This is a genomic window from Flavobacterium lacustre (assembly GCF_027474525.2).
Lineage (GTDB): Bacteria > Bacteroidota > Bacteroidia > Flavobacteriales > Flavobacteriaceae > Flavobacterium > Flavobacterium lacustre.
The window spans coordinates 208,925-224,508 of the sequence record NZ_CP114882.2; the positions used below are offsets into that span (position 1 = coordinate 208,925).

General features: G+C 34.3%; 11 protein-coding genes. 2 read left to right on the forward strand and 9 right to left on the reverse strand.

From position 1 onward, the window contains the following. Positions 1-45 precede the first annotated feature (45 nt). A complete protein-coding gene (locus O6P34_RS01020; protein ID WP_269685501.1) occupies positions 46-849 on the forward strand; it encodes an endonuclease/exonuclease/phosphatase family protein in 804 nt (267 codons plus the stop codon). An 80-nt stretch (positions 850-929) separates the two neighbouring features. On the opposite strand, the gene O6P34_RS01025 is transcribed toward O6P34_RS01020, so the two are convergent. The 7 genes from O6P34_RS01025 to tgt all read right to left on the reverse strand — a co-directional run bounded on the left by O6P34_RS01025 (position 930) and on the right by tgt (position 9,319). Beyond that, the gene (locus tag O6P34_RS01025; RefSeq protein WP_269685502.1) at positions 930-1,694 is read right to left on the reverse strand and encodes an SDR family NAD(P)-dependent oxidoreductase; all 765 of its coding nucleotides are present in this window, start codon (positions 1,692-1,694) and stop codon (positions 930-932) included. Positions 1,695-2,062: 368 nt separating this feature from the next. Further along, complete coding sequence (locus O6P34_RS01030; protein ID WP_269685503.1) at positions 2,063-3,325, reverse strand: asparagine synthetase B; 1,263 nt, start codon at positions 3,323-3,325, stop codon at positions 2,063-2,065. 85 nt (positions 3,326-3,410) lie between these two features. Beyond that, positions 3,411-4,955: a replicative DNA helicase gene (gene dnaB, locus O6P34_RS01035; protein WP_269685504.1), complete on the reverse strand. Its 1,545-nt coding sequence runs from the start codon at positions 4,953-4,955 to the stop codon at positions 3,411-3,413. A 140-nt stretch (positions 4,956-5,095) separates the two neighbouring features. Further along, positions 5,096-6,049, reverse strand: coding sequence for an acetyl-CoA carboxylase carboxyltransferase subunit alpha (locus O6P34_RS01040; protein WP_269685505.1), 954 nt, complete (start codon positions 6,047-6,049; stop codon positions 5,096-5,098). 119 nt (positions 6,050-6,168) lie between these two features. After that, the gene (locus O6P34_RS01045) at positions 6,169-7,053 is read right to left on the reverse strand and encodes a DMT family transporter (protein WP_269685506.1); all 885 of its coding nucleotides are present in this window, start codon (positions 7,051-7,053) and stop codon (positions 6,169-6,171) included. Next, entirely contained in the window at positions 7,040-8,128 is a 1,089-nt protein-coding gene (locus tag O6P34_RS01050) for an LptF/LptG family permease (protein ID WP_269685507.1), read from the reverse strand. The genes O6P34_RS01045 and O6P34_RS01050 overlap by 14 nt, the downstream gene beginning before the upstream one ends. Positions 8,129-8,188: 60 nt before the next feature. After that, positions 8,189-9,319, reverse strand: coding sequence for a tRNA guanosine(34) transglycosylase Tgt (gene tgt / locus O6P34_RS01055; protein WP_269685508.1), 1,131 nt, complete (start codon positions 9,317-9,319; stop codon positions 8,189-8,191). Between the two features lie 415 nt (positions 9,320-9,734). On the opposite strand from tgt, the gene O6P34_RS01060 reads away from it, so the two are divergent. After that, on the forward strand, positions 9,735-10,784 hold the full coding sequence (locus tag O6P34_RS01060) for a glycosyltransferase family 9 protein (RefSeq protein ID WP_269685509.1): 1,050 nt from the start codon (positions 9,735-9,737) through the stop codon (positions 10,782-10,784). 64 nt (positions 10,785-10,848) lie between these two features. Here O6P34_RS01060 and O6P34_RS01065 read toward each other — a convergent pair whose 3' ends face one another. Continuing rightward, the gene (locus tag O6P34_RS01065) at positions 10,849-12,570 is read right to left on the reverse strand and encodes a peptidoglycan endopeptidase (protein WP_269685510.1); all 1,722 of its coding nucleotides are present in this window, start codon (positions 12,568-12,570) and stop codon (positions 10,849-10,851) included. A 675-nt stretch (positions 12,571-13,245) separates the two neighbouring features. Continuing rightward, complete coding sequence (locus O6P34_RS01070) at positions 13,246-15,513, reverse strand: aconitate hydratase (RefSeq protein ID WP_269685511.1); 2,268 nt, start codon at positions 15,511-15,513, stop codon at positions 13,246-13,248. Positions 15,514-15,584 lie beyond the last annotated feature (71 nt).

Consider the following 15,584-nt stretch of genomic DNA (forward strand, 5'->3'; position numbering starts at 1 on the left):
AAAAATAATATTTTAGCTTTATAATAACACCCCAAATTTTAAAAATTGAAACCTCTTTACTGCTTACTATTTTTCCTAATTTCCTTTACTGCTTTCTCCCAAACGAAAATCTTATCTTGGAATTTGGAGAATTTTGGACAATCAAAATCAGAATCAACAATACTTTATATTGCTAACCTACTTCGTAATTATGACCTCATCGCTATTCAAGAAGTAGTCGCAGGTTATGGTGGCGCACAAGCTGTAGCAAAACTAGCTGATGAACTCAATCGGAAAGGTGCCAAATGGGATTATGTGATTAGTGACCCAACCAGCAGCAATGCATACAAAACAGAACGTTATGCTTTCATCTGGAAAACGAATAAACTAAAAAAAATAGGTCGCCCTTGGCTAGAAAAAAAATACCATCTTGAAATTGACAGGGAACCATTTTATTGCACCTTTCAATATGAAAATAAACAATTTACTATCGTTAATTTTCATGCCATAACCAAAAGCAAACAACCCGAAACTGAGATTAAATATTTTAAGTTTTTACCAGACTTATACCCAACCCTAAATTTAATTTTTGCAGGTGATTTTAATTGTCCTCAATCGCATACTGTCTTTAATCCTTTGAAAAAAATAGGATATACCTCAATTTTGATTAATCAAAAAACATCTTTAAAGCTAGAATGCAGAAACGAGAATTGTCTTGCTTCAGAATTCGATAATATCTATTTTAATACTTCAAAATTCAATACTATTCAATCCGGTTATATTCCTTTTTATAAAAATTTTAATTCATTGAAAGAAGCAAGAACAGTTTCTGATCATATTCCAATTTGGTTTGAATTTTCTTTAAATTAATTGCTTCAAAAAACCTGACAGTCTTAGAATAACAAATCAGGTTTGTATTTAACACTAAAAGGATTTAAAAAAATTAATTTCTACAAATACATTCCTCCGGAAGCTTCAATCCTTTGGGCGGTAATCCAACCTGCAGATTCTGAACAAACGAAAGCTACAATACCACCTATATCTGTGGGCAACCCTACTCTACCCAATGCAGTAATTGAAGCTACGTATTTTTCGAGTTCGGGATGTGCCGCAAAAGCTGCTTTTGTAAAATTAGTTTTCATAATTCCAGGCACTACTAAATTGGCAGTAATTTTTCGGTGTCCCAATTCTTTTGCTAAGTATTTAGTCAAAACTTCAACCGCTCCTTTCATAGCAGCGTAGGCAGCATAACCTGGAGTAGCAAAACGGGTTAATCCAGTTGAAATATTTACAATTCTACCATTATCCGCTATAAGAGGCAATGCACGTTGAGTGAAAAAATAGACTCCTTTAAAATGCACATTCATCAAATTATCAAAATCATCTTCAGTAGTGTCCGGAAATAAGGAATATGCATCATGTCCAGCATTGTTAACGAGAAAATCAAAAGTATTTCGATTCCAATTTTCATTCAAAATGACAGATAATTTATTGTAAAATGCATCAAATGTGAATGTCTTTGCAATATCTAATTGCATCGCAACAGCAGTTCTCCCTATACTTTTAATTTCGCTGACCACTTCATCAGCTTCCTCATTATTATTGCGATACACTACAATAACATCAGAACCGGATTGGGCAAGTTTTAATGCCATGTCTTTACCTAAACCTCTATTTGCTCCGGTAACTAAAGCAATTTTGTTATTTGTCTCCATCTTTATCTTTTTTTAATTGTTTTGATGTTACAAAAATAAAAGTAGGTCCATTGTAGATTATGGCAATTGGCTCTATAAAAAATCGAATTCCTATAAGAAATCAATACTAATTTAGCGCAGAGGGGCAAGTGTTTTCTATAGAATTTAAGTAATTCTTTACGTTTATATTAATGAATAAAAGTATATCAAATTTAATGTATTTAAAATACAATTTGAAGATTTAGAAGAAATAATAATCAGATTTCAATCATCAAAAAGAAACAAAACGAAACTCGAACAATAATATATGCAAAATTACACATATCTGATTATGAGCCGTTAAACAATTTAGACTAAATAAAAAGCAGCGATAAAGAATTTAGAACTGCTTACGTTTTCATTTTTTTCTTTTTGGCTGCAGGGAACAATACATTATTTAAAATCAAGCGATACCCCGGAGAATTTGGGTGTAAATCTAAAACGGTAGCAGGGTCTCCCACCTGATGCTGAAAATCTTCAGGATCATGTCCGGAATAATATGTAAACATGCCTTTTCCTTTTTCGCCATGGATATAACGGGCTTCTCCATTGAGTTCACAAGTCCCCATAATCAACACATTCGATTTGATAAGTTCTGCATCAAATGCAGTGGTTTGCCCCATAAACCCCTTTACTAATTGTGTATGATTTTGGCACAGCATGCTGGGAATAGGATCCCATTTTGCTGAAAATTCCATTAAAGTAAAATAATCTTTCTCCATAGGAATTCTGCGTTTCATAGTCATATCAATATCGGAGAACTCATATTGTTCGGGTCTTCTTTCTAATGTAAAATCTTTGAAAGCAAAAGAATTTCCATAATTCATTTTTGATTGATAGTTTGCTGTACTCGCATCACCATCAAACATTGATTCACAAATATCAATACCATCTGCTGCCAAAGCTATATCAAAACTATCTGTTGCAGAACACATGGCAAACATAAACCCCCCGCCTATAACAAAATCCCTGATTTTTTTGGCCACAGCACCTTTCTCTTGTGAGACTTTAGAATATCCTAAATTAGTTGCTAAAACTTCGGCATCTTTCTTTTGCTCTATATACCAAGGTGTGTTTTTATATGCACCGTAAAATTTCCCGTAGTGCCCGGTAAAGTCTTCATGATGCAAATGCAACCAATCATAAAGCAGTAATTGATCGCTAAGCACTTCTTCGTCATAAATGGGTGTAAACGGTATTTCTGCATAAGTTAAGACCAAGGTGACTGCGTCGTCCCAAGGTTGTTTCCCTTTTGGTGTATAAACCGCTATTTTAGGCGCTTTTTCTAACACAACCGATTCCATGTTTTGAGAAGGACTTGAGATCTCGTTCAAAATAGTTGTTTCTTCATTGTCTGACAAAATTTCAAAACTCACACCGCGGATTTGACATTCTTTACGAATTTCTGCAGCATCTGGCAACAAAAATGAGCCTCCGCGATAATTGAGTAACCAACTGGCTTTGTAATTTTTGTCTAAACACCAATAGGTAATTCCATATGCTTTAAGATGATTTTGTTGCGAAGTTTCATCCATTGGCAACAAAATAAAGGATGCTTTTGCTGAAAAGGAAATAAAAATTAGAAAAATATAAAGTGACTTTCTGAAAGGCATTACTGTTTTTTATTTCAAAGATAACCGTTTTTAAGCGATGATATTCATAAAAAAATCCGCTATTGAAGCGGATTAAATCGATATATTAAAAAGGTACATCACTATCATCATCAAGATTATTCAAATTACTTCCGAAAGCTTCATTGGCAGAAGGCAAATTTTTAGTAATAAATGAATTCTCATCTTGGTTCATGCTTGAAGGCAAGTCGTCATAACCACCACTGTAATCTTCGAGATTATCAAATTTACCCAAATTACCAATAAATTTCAATCGAACATTTTCTATACTACCATTACGGTGTTTTGCGATCATTATCTCTGCCTGACCTGCAGTTGGCGAAGCCTCATCATCATCCCATTCGTCAATTTTATAATATTCAGGACGATATAAAAACGAAACAATATCAGCATCTTGCTCAATCGCTCCCGATTCACGAAGGTCAGAAAGCAACGGTCTTTTACTAGAACCACGGGTCTCCACCGCACGAGATAATTGAGAAAGTGCAATAACAGGAACATTTAATTCCTTGGCTAGTGCTTTTAAGTTTCGGGAAATTGTTGAAATCTCCTGTTCTCTGTTCCCTCCGCCTTTTCCGTTTCCTCCGGCCGTCATCAATTGCAAATAATCCACAATGATAATTCGGATACCATGTTGGGAAACCAAACGTCTGGCTTTTGCTCTCAAATCAAAAATGGATAATGAAGGTGTATCATCAATAAAAAGTGGCGCTTTTTCCAGGTTTTTGACTTTGGTACTCAATTGTTCCCACTCGTGTTTTTCTAATTTTCCTGTACGTAATTTTTCTGATGACAAGCCTGTTTCCGAAGAAATTAAACGGGTAATTAACTGAACTGATGCCATTTCTAAAGAAAATAAAGCAACAGGCATTCCAAAATCAATAGCCATATTTCTGGCCATCGATAATACAAATGCAGTTTTCCCCATCGCTGGTCTGGCTGCAATAATGATTAAATCACTTGGCTGCCAACCAGATGTAATCTTATCTAATTTATCAAAACCAGTCGCAACACCACTCAATCCTTCCTGACCGGCAATTTCTTCAATTCGTTTTTTAGCTTGTAATACTAAACTTTGTGCCGTTTCGGAACTACGTTTAATATTTCCTTGTGTTACTTCATATAATTTTGATTCGGCTCTATCTAATAAATCAAAAACATCTGTTGTTTCATCGTAAGATTCTTCAATAATTTCAGATGAAATACGAATCAGACTGCGTTGAATAAATTTTTGAAGAATAATTCTGGAGTGAAATTCAATGTGTGCAGAAGAAGATATTTTCTGAGTTAATTGAATTAAGTAAAAATCACCTCCAGCCAACTCCAATTTTGCATTTTTCTTGAGTTGAGCAGAAACGGTTAATAAGTCAATGGGCTGCGTTTCTGTAAACAGTTGAACGATAGCCTCAAAAATATGTTTGTGAGCGTCTTTGTAAAAAGCATCAGGTTGTAAAATGTCGATGACATCATCTACTCCTTTTTTGTCAATCATCATCGCACCAAGTACAGCTTCTTCTAGCTCTAACACTTGGGGAGGTAACTTTCCTTTTTCAAGACTTATGATAGTCGATTTATCTACCTTCACAGGATTTATATTTCTGAAATTTTCCATGGAGCGAAAGTAACAAAAATTAAAAAATTATGACCACTGAGTTATTACAAAAATTTGTTGATAAGTAACTATTTTTTGTTTATAACCCAAAAAAAATCCGAAACCACAAGGCTTCGGATTGTATATAATTTTGTAAGATTTTATTCTTTAAAATCGCCCATTTTACAGTATTTATCCATTCTTTGAGCAACTAATTCTGTTGTTGATAAGTCTTTTAACTCATTAAATCCTTTCATGATATATTGCTCCACTGTTTTGAATGTACTGGCTCTGTCATAATGAGCCCCACCAAGTGGTTCAGGTATAATATCATCAATTAATTTTTGTTTTTTCATGTCAGTAGAAGTTAATTTCAAAGCTTCGGCAGCTTGTTCTTTATACTCCCAACTTTTCCATAAAATAGAAGAGCAAGATTCTGGAGAAATTACTGAATACCATGTGTTTTCAAGCATATAAACGCGATCTCCAACACCTATTCCCAAAGCTCCTCCCGATGCACCTTCACCAACAATAACAGTTATAATAGGCACTTTTAAACGAACCATTTCAAAAATATTTCTTGCAATGGCTTCTCCTTGTCCGCGTTCTTCGGCTTCAAGTCCAGGATAAGCTCCCGGAGTATCAACCAAAGTCAATACCGGAATTCCGAATTTCTCGGCCATTTTCATTAAACGCAATGCCTTTCTATATCCTTCAGGATTTGCCATCCCAAAGTTTCTGTATTGACGGGTTTTAGTGTTGAATCCTTTTTGTTGACCTACAATCATAAAAGATTGTCCATCTATTTTACCTAAACCACCAATCATGGCTTTATCATCTTTAAATCCTCTGTCTCCGTGAAGTTCCAGAAAAGTATCTCCGCAAAGTGCTTTGATATGATCTAAGGTATAAGGTCTGCTTGGATGTCTTGATAATTGTACACGTTGCCAAGCCGTCAGGTTTTTATAGATATGTCGTTTGGTTTCTTCTAGTTTCTTGTTGATTTGTTTACAAGTATTCGTCACATCAACATCTGATTCCTGACCAATAACAACACATTTTTCTAACTGTTCTTCCAGTTCTTTTATAGGAAGCTCAAAATCTAAATATTCCATAGGATTTTTGCTTTATTTTTTTCTGATTTGGAAATGCAAATATAAAATTTAAAATCGTTTGATGAGGGATATTTTCTATTTAAGTGCAAATATTACCTCTTAACCACATAAACTTCTTATTACTCTTTGTCTTTTTGGTAATGTTTAATAACGCCATTGAGAATTACAGTAATTACAATTATCAGGGCTCCAATATAAAATTCTTTACTCATTTTTTCTTTTCCACCAAGGATAAAATAAGCTAAAATAATCCCATAAACCGGCTCTAAATTTGTCGTTAACATAACCGTATATGGTGATAATTTCTGCATGACTTTCACAGAAGCGGTAAATGCATAAGCGGTACAAACAGAAGCTAATATCAAAATCAATACCCAATTATTTACGGTTAAAACAAAAAAATCAAAGGAGAATTTTTGTTGGAACAAAAAGTAGAAAGTTATAAAAACAAAACCGGCTAAAAATTCATAAAAAGAAATTACCGACGGATCATGACGCTCGATTAATTTACCGTTCATTAACGTGAATAAAACGCCTAAAATAATAGAAGTTAAAGCATAAAGCATCCCATCCAAATAATTAATTTCGACTTGCATAATGAGTGCCAATCCTGCAATAATAATTAATCCGAAGAAAACTTCATACCAAAGCACTTTTCTGCCATAAAAAATAGGTTCCAACAAAGAGGCAAAAAAAGCTCCCAATGAAAAAACCGATAGTGTAATGGATACATTCGAAACATGAATGGCTTTAAAGAAAAAGATCCAATGTAGGGCAATCAGCAAGCCGACAAACACTAATTTCAATAATGAGCGTACCGGAATCTGGAAGGATTTTTTTTTGAAAACAATAAAAATAGCCAGAAAAAAACCGGCAAAAAGCATTCGATACCATACCAAAGCATCTGCAGTGATTGTGATCAAAGCTCCCAAAATAGCAGTAAAACCCCAAATAAATACTATTAAATGAAGATTTAAGTAACTCTTTAAATTATCGTTTCGCATTGCGCAATAAGTAAATGGCTAAAATTCCGAAGGCTATATTAGGTAACCAAACGGCCAACATTGGAGGAATACTTGATTTTTCGGCTAATACTCCGAAGATTTTATCAAAAAAGACAAATGCAAAAGCAAGTGCAATTCCTATTGCTAAATTAGTTCCCATTCCTCCTCTTCGTTTCATAGAAGAAACTGCAACAGCAATAACTGTAAGTATAAATGCAGAAACCGGAATACTATATTTTTTGTATAAAACAACCAAATACACATTGATATTTGAAGAACCACGACTCTTTTCTTTTTCAATAAAAGCATTTAATTTACCTAAACTTAAAGTCTCTGCAATGTAAACTACTGGTGTTAAATCTTCTAAATCAAAAATAAATTTAGCCTTTTTTTCAGGTACTTTTTCTATTTTGTCACCCAGTTTCCCCACGGTTCTTTTCGTATAATCATAGAGTGTGTAGGTACTATCTTTTGGATTCCATTTAATTCTGCTTGCCGTTATTTTATGTACCAGTTTCTCTTCTTTAAACTTTTCTAACGAAAAATTAAATGCAGTCTTAGATTCGGTATTAAAACTATTTACATAAATAAATTCATCATCACTAATTTGTCTGTAAACATCTGTATTATCGCCCATCATAGCTTGCTTTCCATCATTCCTCAGATAAGTGTATCTAAAGCTGTTGAAACCTTCACTGGAAGCAGGAACAATAAAAAAACCCATTAACAACACAAAAACAGATATAATAGACGCACCAATAATATAGGGTCTTAAAAAACGAGTAAAAGATATTCCGGAACTTAGAATAGCTATAATTTCGGTATTATTTGCCAATTTAGAAGTAAACCAAATCACCGATAAAAACAGAAATATCGGAAATAGCATGTTAGCGAAATAAACTGTAAAATGATAATAATAGATAGCAATTTCAAGGAATGGAACTTTATTTTCCAACATTTTATTGATCTTCTCCGAAACATCAATAACAATTCCTATTGGGATAAACAATAACAACATAACCGCAAAAGTGGCTAAATATCGCTTAAGAATGTATTTATCTATAATTGTTAACATGATTTTGGGGTGTTGGGTTCTGGTTATCAGGTCTTAAAACCTGATAGCAAAACCTAATATTTATAATCTCTGACTCATATTTTTCACCATCATTTCTTTCCAAGGTCTGAAATCTCCTGCTAAGATATGTTTTCTGGCTTCACGAACCAACCACATATAAAACCCAAGATTATGAATAGTGGCAATTTGTTTCCCCAAATATTCATTGGCAGCAAACAAGTGACGTAGATATGCTTTTGTATATTCCGTGTCCACGAAAGTGATTCCCATTTCGTCTATTGGAGAAAAATCAGCTTCCCACTTTTTGTTTTTGATGTTAATAGAACCATTTGCAGTAAAAAGCATTCCGTTTCTGGCATTTCTAGTAGGCATCACACAATCGAACATATCAATTCCAAGTGCAATATTTTCGAGAATGTTTATTGGCGTCCCAACTCCCATCAAATAACGAGGCTTGTCTTCCGGAAGAATTTCGCAAACCACTTCGGTCATCGCATACATTTCCTCGGCAGGTTCTCCAACAGAAAGTCCGCCAATGGCATTTCCCTGCTGTCCAGAATTAGCAATATATTCTGCCGATTGTCTACGTAAATCTTTATAAGTACTTCCTTGAACAATAGGAAAAAATGTTTGTTCATAACCATATTTCATTGGCACTTTATCCAAATGACTGATACAACGATCCAGCCAACGGTGTGTCATATGCATCGAGCGTTGTGCATACCGATAATCACAAGGATATGGCGTACATTCGTCAAAAGCCATGATGATATCAGCGCCAATTGTACGTTGAATTTCCATTACATTCTCTGGCGTAAAAAAATGATACGAACCATCGATATGCGATTTGAACTTCACTCCTTCTTCCTTGATTTTTCTATTGGCCGAAAGAGAGTATACTTGATAACCTCCGGAATCAGTCAAGATATTGCGATCCCAATTCATGAATTTGTGCAAACCACCGGCTTTTTCGAGGATTTCGGTTTGAGGGCGTAAGTATAAATGATAGGTGTTTCCCAGAATAATATCTGGATTGATATCGTCTTTTAGCTCCCGCTGATGCACTCCTTTTACAGAGGCTACGGTCCCTACAGGCATAAAAATTGGAGTTTCAATCACACCGTGATCTGTGGTAATACTTCCCGCTCTAGCTTTTGACTGCGGATCTTTTTGTAATAAATCAAACTTCATAGATACATTTTTCTCCCAACTGTTCGGGACGGCAAAGATAGGTTAATTTGAAAATTAGATAATTACTTAATTTAAAAATTTAATTAAGATTTGGGAATTCGCATACAATCCCGATTTTTTTAAAGAAGATAATCCATTCCCATATAACGAAAAGCATTGCCTTTACAGCAAATTTTAAAAAAAAGCTCGTTTAAGCGATTCATTTCTTAAAAATTTTCGAACAAATACTTTATTTTTGTGTTCTCCTAATGCAATTTATTTTTAAGTATTAGCTCTAATAAATTCTATCTAAAATGTATATTTGCCAAGCATTTGAGAGAACTAGAGTTCGTTACTTTTTTTAATTTTATAAAAGTCATCAACCCTTTTTACTGCTTAATTGAAATGTTATTTTAATAAATAATTGCGAACAATCATGAGTACTTTAAAAAAAATAAATGTAGTAAGAAGAGCATTAATGCAAGGTCTTACTAAAAACATTGGTAACACAAACTCAACAAAAAATATTAAATTAACAGATAAAACTACTATTAAAAAAGTTTTAATCAGCAGACCAAATCAAAGGCTGGGTAATTTATTATTGATTACACCATTAATTCAAGAAGTTACAAACACTTTTCCAGGATGCAAAATTGACTTGTTCGTAAAAGGAACGATTGCTCCTATTGTGTTTGAAAATTATGAAAACATAAATAACGTGGTTGAATTGCCTAAAAAACCTTTTAAAGAAACCCTGAATTATATTAAAGTCTGGATAAAACTAAAAAAACAACACTACGACATTGCAATTAACGTAGATAAAAATTCTTCGTCAGGGAGATTATCAGTACAATTTGCCAATGCGACCTACAAGTTTTTTGGCGAGGCAAGCGAAGATATTGAATCAAAATACAAAGATTACGAACACATTGCAAAATATCCTATCTACAACTTCAGAAGCTTTTTGACGCAGTTAGGTCTAGATAAAAACGAAAGTCCAATTCCATCTTTGGATCTCAAATTAAGCAATTCCGAAATCGCTAATGGTCAAAAATTATTAAAAGACATCGTCAACAACGAAAAAAAGACCATTTGTATCTTTACTTATGCAACCGGTGACAAATGTTATTCAGAAACTTGGTGGGAAGTATTTTATGAAAGACTAAAAGCAGAATATCAAAATAATTATAATATCATCGAAGTTTTACCTGTTGAAAATATTTCTAAAATTGGATTTAAAGCGCCCACTTTTTACAGCAAAGATGTTCGTGAAATTGGCTCTTTAATTGCTAACAGCGTTTTATTTATTGGTGCAGATAGCGGCATCATGCATTTGTCCAGCGCTTCAAAAACGCCTACTGTCGGACTGTTTTCTAAAGATAATATCAGAAAATACGAACCTTATAACAACAATAGTGTAGCTATAAACACTAACGATTCTACAGTTGACGATTGGATTAAAGTGATAAATAAAATTCTCTCCTAGTATTCAAAACGCATTGAAGAAACACGTTATAAAACAAAAAAACACGAAGAAATTCTGCCAGAAATTATTGTAAAACTCTGTTGATTTGAGTAAAATTTTTCTCGTAGTATTTCTCTTTGGTAGACGAAATAATTACTCCGCTACTCACTGAAGAATGTATGAATTTTATTTCCCCATCACATACCTCAACTACCATTCCGACATGGTTTATTTGTCTTCGACCATTTGTTTTAAAAAAGATTAAATCGCCTTTTTGTGCATTTTCGGTGTCAATTTTAGAACCAAAATTAGCTTGCTCAAAAGAAGATCTTGGCAACTTAATATCAAATGCACCAAAAGTAGTACACATCAAACCAGAACAATCAAAACCATTCTTTGAGGTTCCTCCGGTTCTGTATCTCGTCCCAATATTATCGGAAGCAATGCGAATTAATTGATCAACCAATTCAACGTTGCTGGTTGGTCTTATAAAACTATTTGATTCTGAGGTTTGATTTTTTTCAGTTTCTGTTTTTTCTACTATTGCATTTTCTACAGTACTATTTGGATTACGGATGGTTAATTTATAACCTACAAGTAATTTTTTGACAATTCCTGGATTTTGCTTTTCTAATTCTTCAACAGAAATTCCATATTGTTTTGCAATACCGAATTTAGTTTCCTTCGGTAAAACTTCTCTCGTTATTACCGTATTTAGTTCCGAAACAGCTTCTTTTGATGGAGTCGCTACAACAACTTCCGCTTTTGATGTTTCTTTTATTGAAATGGCTGGCGCTTCAATACTTTTTGCCGATTCATTTTCTGCTAAAAAGTTTGCTTTAGTTCCTTCTTTTACTGGAATATTTATTTTTTGACCAATTTTAAGAGATCCTTTTTCTACTGTCGGATTGGCTTTATCTATAGCTGTTATTGAAATTCCATATTGTTTAGCAATGGCATATTTTGTCTGATTTTGCAACACTTCATGCACTATAATTTCCGTTTTTTCTTCGGTAATTTCTTTTTCAGGAGTTACTGTAACTGTCTCTAATTTCAGAACGTCTTTAGTTGGAGTAACTATCTTTTCAACTATCTTAACTGGTTCTTTTTCTAAAATCGGATTTGCATTGATTCCTTCTTTTGCCGGAATATTAATTTTCTGACCTATTTTAAGCGATTGCTTTTCTAATTTCGGATTAGCGTTGTACAAATCTGTAATCGAAATTCCGTATTGTTTTGCTATAGCATATTTCGTCTCATTTTGGGCGACTTCATGAATACTATTTTCAAGAACAACCTCGCTTTTAGAAACTAAAATTGGTGTCTTTAATTTTTCTTTTGAAGGAGTTGCGGTTTCTTCAACTATTTTTACTTGTTCGTTTTCTAAAACCGGATTCGCATTTTGTGGAATAGCAATCTTCTGACCCTTTTTTAATCCTGAAGTTCCTATTTTTGGATTGGCTTTATTCAAATCATCAACCGTAAGTCCGTATTGTTTCGCGATTCCAAAAAGAGTTTCTTTCGCTAAAACTTCATGTGTTCTTTCACTTTTAACTGAGGCTACCTCAACAGCATCATTCCTTTTATTTGCATTTTGAGAAGGAATCAATAAAACGGAGTTTAGTTTTAAAACTCCTCGGCAATCTGGATTTAATTCGTAAATAACACTCGATTTTATCTTATATTTTTGTGCAATACTTGATATTGTTTCGCCTTTTGAGATGGTGTGCTTCGTATACTTTTCTTGCGCAAAAATACTTATGCTGCTAAAAAATACCATTATTAAAATTAATTTGAAATACCTCATTCTATTTTTTTAAATTATTATTGCAAGTTTTTAATGCTAATGGTTTTCAGGATTTAATTTCTGAATCACCTAGCCCTTACCTTCTTAATTGCGATAAGAAATAAAGTTTGTAGTATTATTTCACAAAGAAATAAAAACAGGGAAATTTTTACAAAATTTGGAATTTAAGTCAATTCCAAAATATCCCGATGAAATAGTTGAATTTCTACAAAAAGCTAATTTAAGCATAAAAAATAAAAAAACCTCCTTTTCGAATGGTAATTTTTAAAAATCCGCACATAAAACTTCTCTTTTTTAGTAAAAGCTTACATAATGGACTTGAAAAATTGCAAAGGAATTGAACTCTTTTTTTTAGCTGATTGCAAAGTTCCCTTATTAAAGCCATAAGTCCAATGTTTTTAAGAAAATTTTAGAAATAAATTATGATACTCGAGAAGGTGATGTATGCCTATATTAATTCAGAGCAAACTGTCCTAGCCCTGATCGCAGTGAAAAGCCTTTTTTGAAATGGTCTTGACTTTTTTCTTGACGAAAAAGAGCGACCGGAGGAAGCTCCTTTTTAGTCTTAGAAAAAGCAAGAACAGGAAAAAAGCTTGTAACGAAGAGCGGGAAATTGCTCCTAAAAAAAAGCTCCCCTTAAAAAAGAGAAGCTTTCATGAAACTATATTGAATTACTTATGCTTTTCCGGCAGCAGCAATCAAATTTAATGCTGAACCAGCAACAAACCAACCAATTTGCCCTTCGTTATAGGTGTGGTTTGCCAATATAATATCTTTGGTTCCATCAGTATGAACGAACTCTAACGTTAATGGTTTTCCTGGAGCAAAATCTACTAAATCTGTAATGTTGATGGTGTCATCTTCTTGGATTTTATCGTAATCTGCTTCGTTAGCAAATGTCAATCCTAAAAGACCTTGTTTTTTAAGGTTTGTTTCATGGATACGTGCAAATGATTTCACCAATACCGCTTGAACCCCCAAGAAACGTGGCTCCATAGCCGCATGCTCACGAGAAGAACCTTCACCATAATTGTGGTCTCCCACTACGATTGATGGAACTCCAGCTGCTTTATAAGCACGAGCAACTGCAGGAACTGCATCGTACTGACCTGTTAATTGATTTTTAACCGAATTTGTTTTTTCTGTAAAAGCATTTACGGCTCCAATCAACATATTGTTTGAAATATTATCTAAGTGACCACGGAAACGCAACCAAGGCCCAGCCATAGAAATATGATCTGTAGTACATTTTCCGAAAGCTTTAATCAATAATTTAGCTCCCATAATATTTTTTCCGTCCCAAGGTTCGAATGGCGCCAATAATTGCAATCTATCCGAAGTTTTGCTTACCAAAATTTGAACTCCCGAACCATCGGCAGCTGGTGCTTGGAACCCTGCATCTTCTACAGCGAATCCTTTTTTAGGTAATTCATCACCAAAAGGGGCAGTCAATCTTACTTCTTCACCGTTGTCGTTAATCAAAGTATCCGTAATAGGATTGAAATCCAAACGCCCTGAAATTGCTAATGCAGCAACCATTTCTGGAGACGTTACAAAAGCGTGCGTGTTTGGGTTACCATCGGCACGTTTTGAAAAGTTACGGTTAAAAGAATGAACAATTGTATTTTTCTCCCCTTTATCCGCTCCAGCTCTATCCCATTGTCCGATACAAGGTCCACAAGCATTGGTAAACACTTTGGTTCCCATTTTTTCGAAAGTGGCGATGATTCCGTCTCTTTCGATAGTATATCTAATTTGTTCCGAACCTGGATTGATACCAAACTCCGCTTTAGGACTAATTCCTAATTCAACCGCTTGATTCACGATTGACGCAGCGCGAGCCATATCTTCGTAAGAAGAGTTAGTACAAGAACCAATTAATCCCCATTCTACTTTAATTGGCCATCCGTTTGCAGCAGCTTCTTCTTTCATTTTAGAAACCGGAGTTCCTCTGTCTGGAGTGAAAGGCCCATTAATATGTGGCTCTAATTCCGAAAGATTAATTTCGATTACTTGATCAAAATATGTTTCTGGATTAGCGTAAACTTCTGGATCGGCAGTTAAGTATGAGGCTACTTTATCGGCAGCATCAACCACGTCTTGACGACCAGTTGCAGAAAGATATCTTCTCATAGACTCGTCATAACCAAATGTAGATGTAGTTGCACCAATTTCGGCTCCCATATTACAAATAGTTCCTTTTCCGGTACATGACATTGAAGTAGCGCCTTCTCCAAAATATTCAACAATAGCGCCTGTTCCTCCCTTTACCGTAAGAATATCGGCTACTTTAAGAATTACGTCTTTTGGCGCTGTCCAACCCGATAATTTTCCGGTTAGTTTTACACCTATTAATTTTGGAAATTTCAATTCCCACGACATTCCTGACATTACATCTACCGCATCAGCACCACCAACACCGATAGCTAACATTCCGAGTCCACCTGCATTTACAGTATGCGAATCAGTACCAATCATCAAACCTCCGGGAAACGCGTAGTTTTCTAAAACGATTTGGTGAATAATTCCTGAACCTGGTTTCCAAAAACCAATTCCATATTTATCAGACACTGAAGAAAGAAAATCAAAAACTTCTTTGGATTGTGTATTTGCTGCAGCCAAATCAAATTCAGCTCCATTTTTAGCCAAAATCAAATGATCACAATGTACTGTTGTGGGAACGGCAACCGTTTTCTTTCCAGCGTGCATAAATTGCAATAAAGCCATTTGAGCAGTAGCATCTTGACACGCTACTCTGTCTGGAGCAAAATCTACATAATCCACACCTCTTCCGTATACTTGCTTAGCAACGCCGTCCCAAAGGTGATTGTATAAAATTTTCTCCGTTAAAGTAAGCGGACGACCAACTATTTCACGTGCAACATCAACACGACTCGTCATGTTGTTATACACTTTTTTAATCATTTCAATATCAAAAGCCATAATGTTTTAGATGTTTTTGTTATTATATTTTGAACATTACAAGGTACAAAAAAATAGAGTACAAAAAAAAG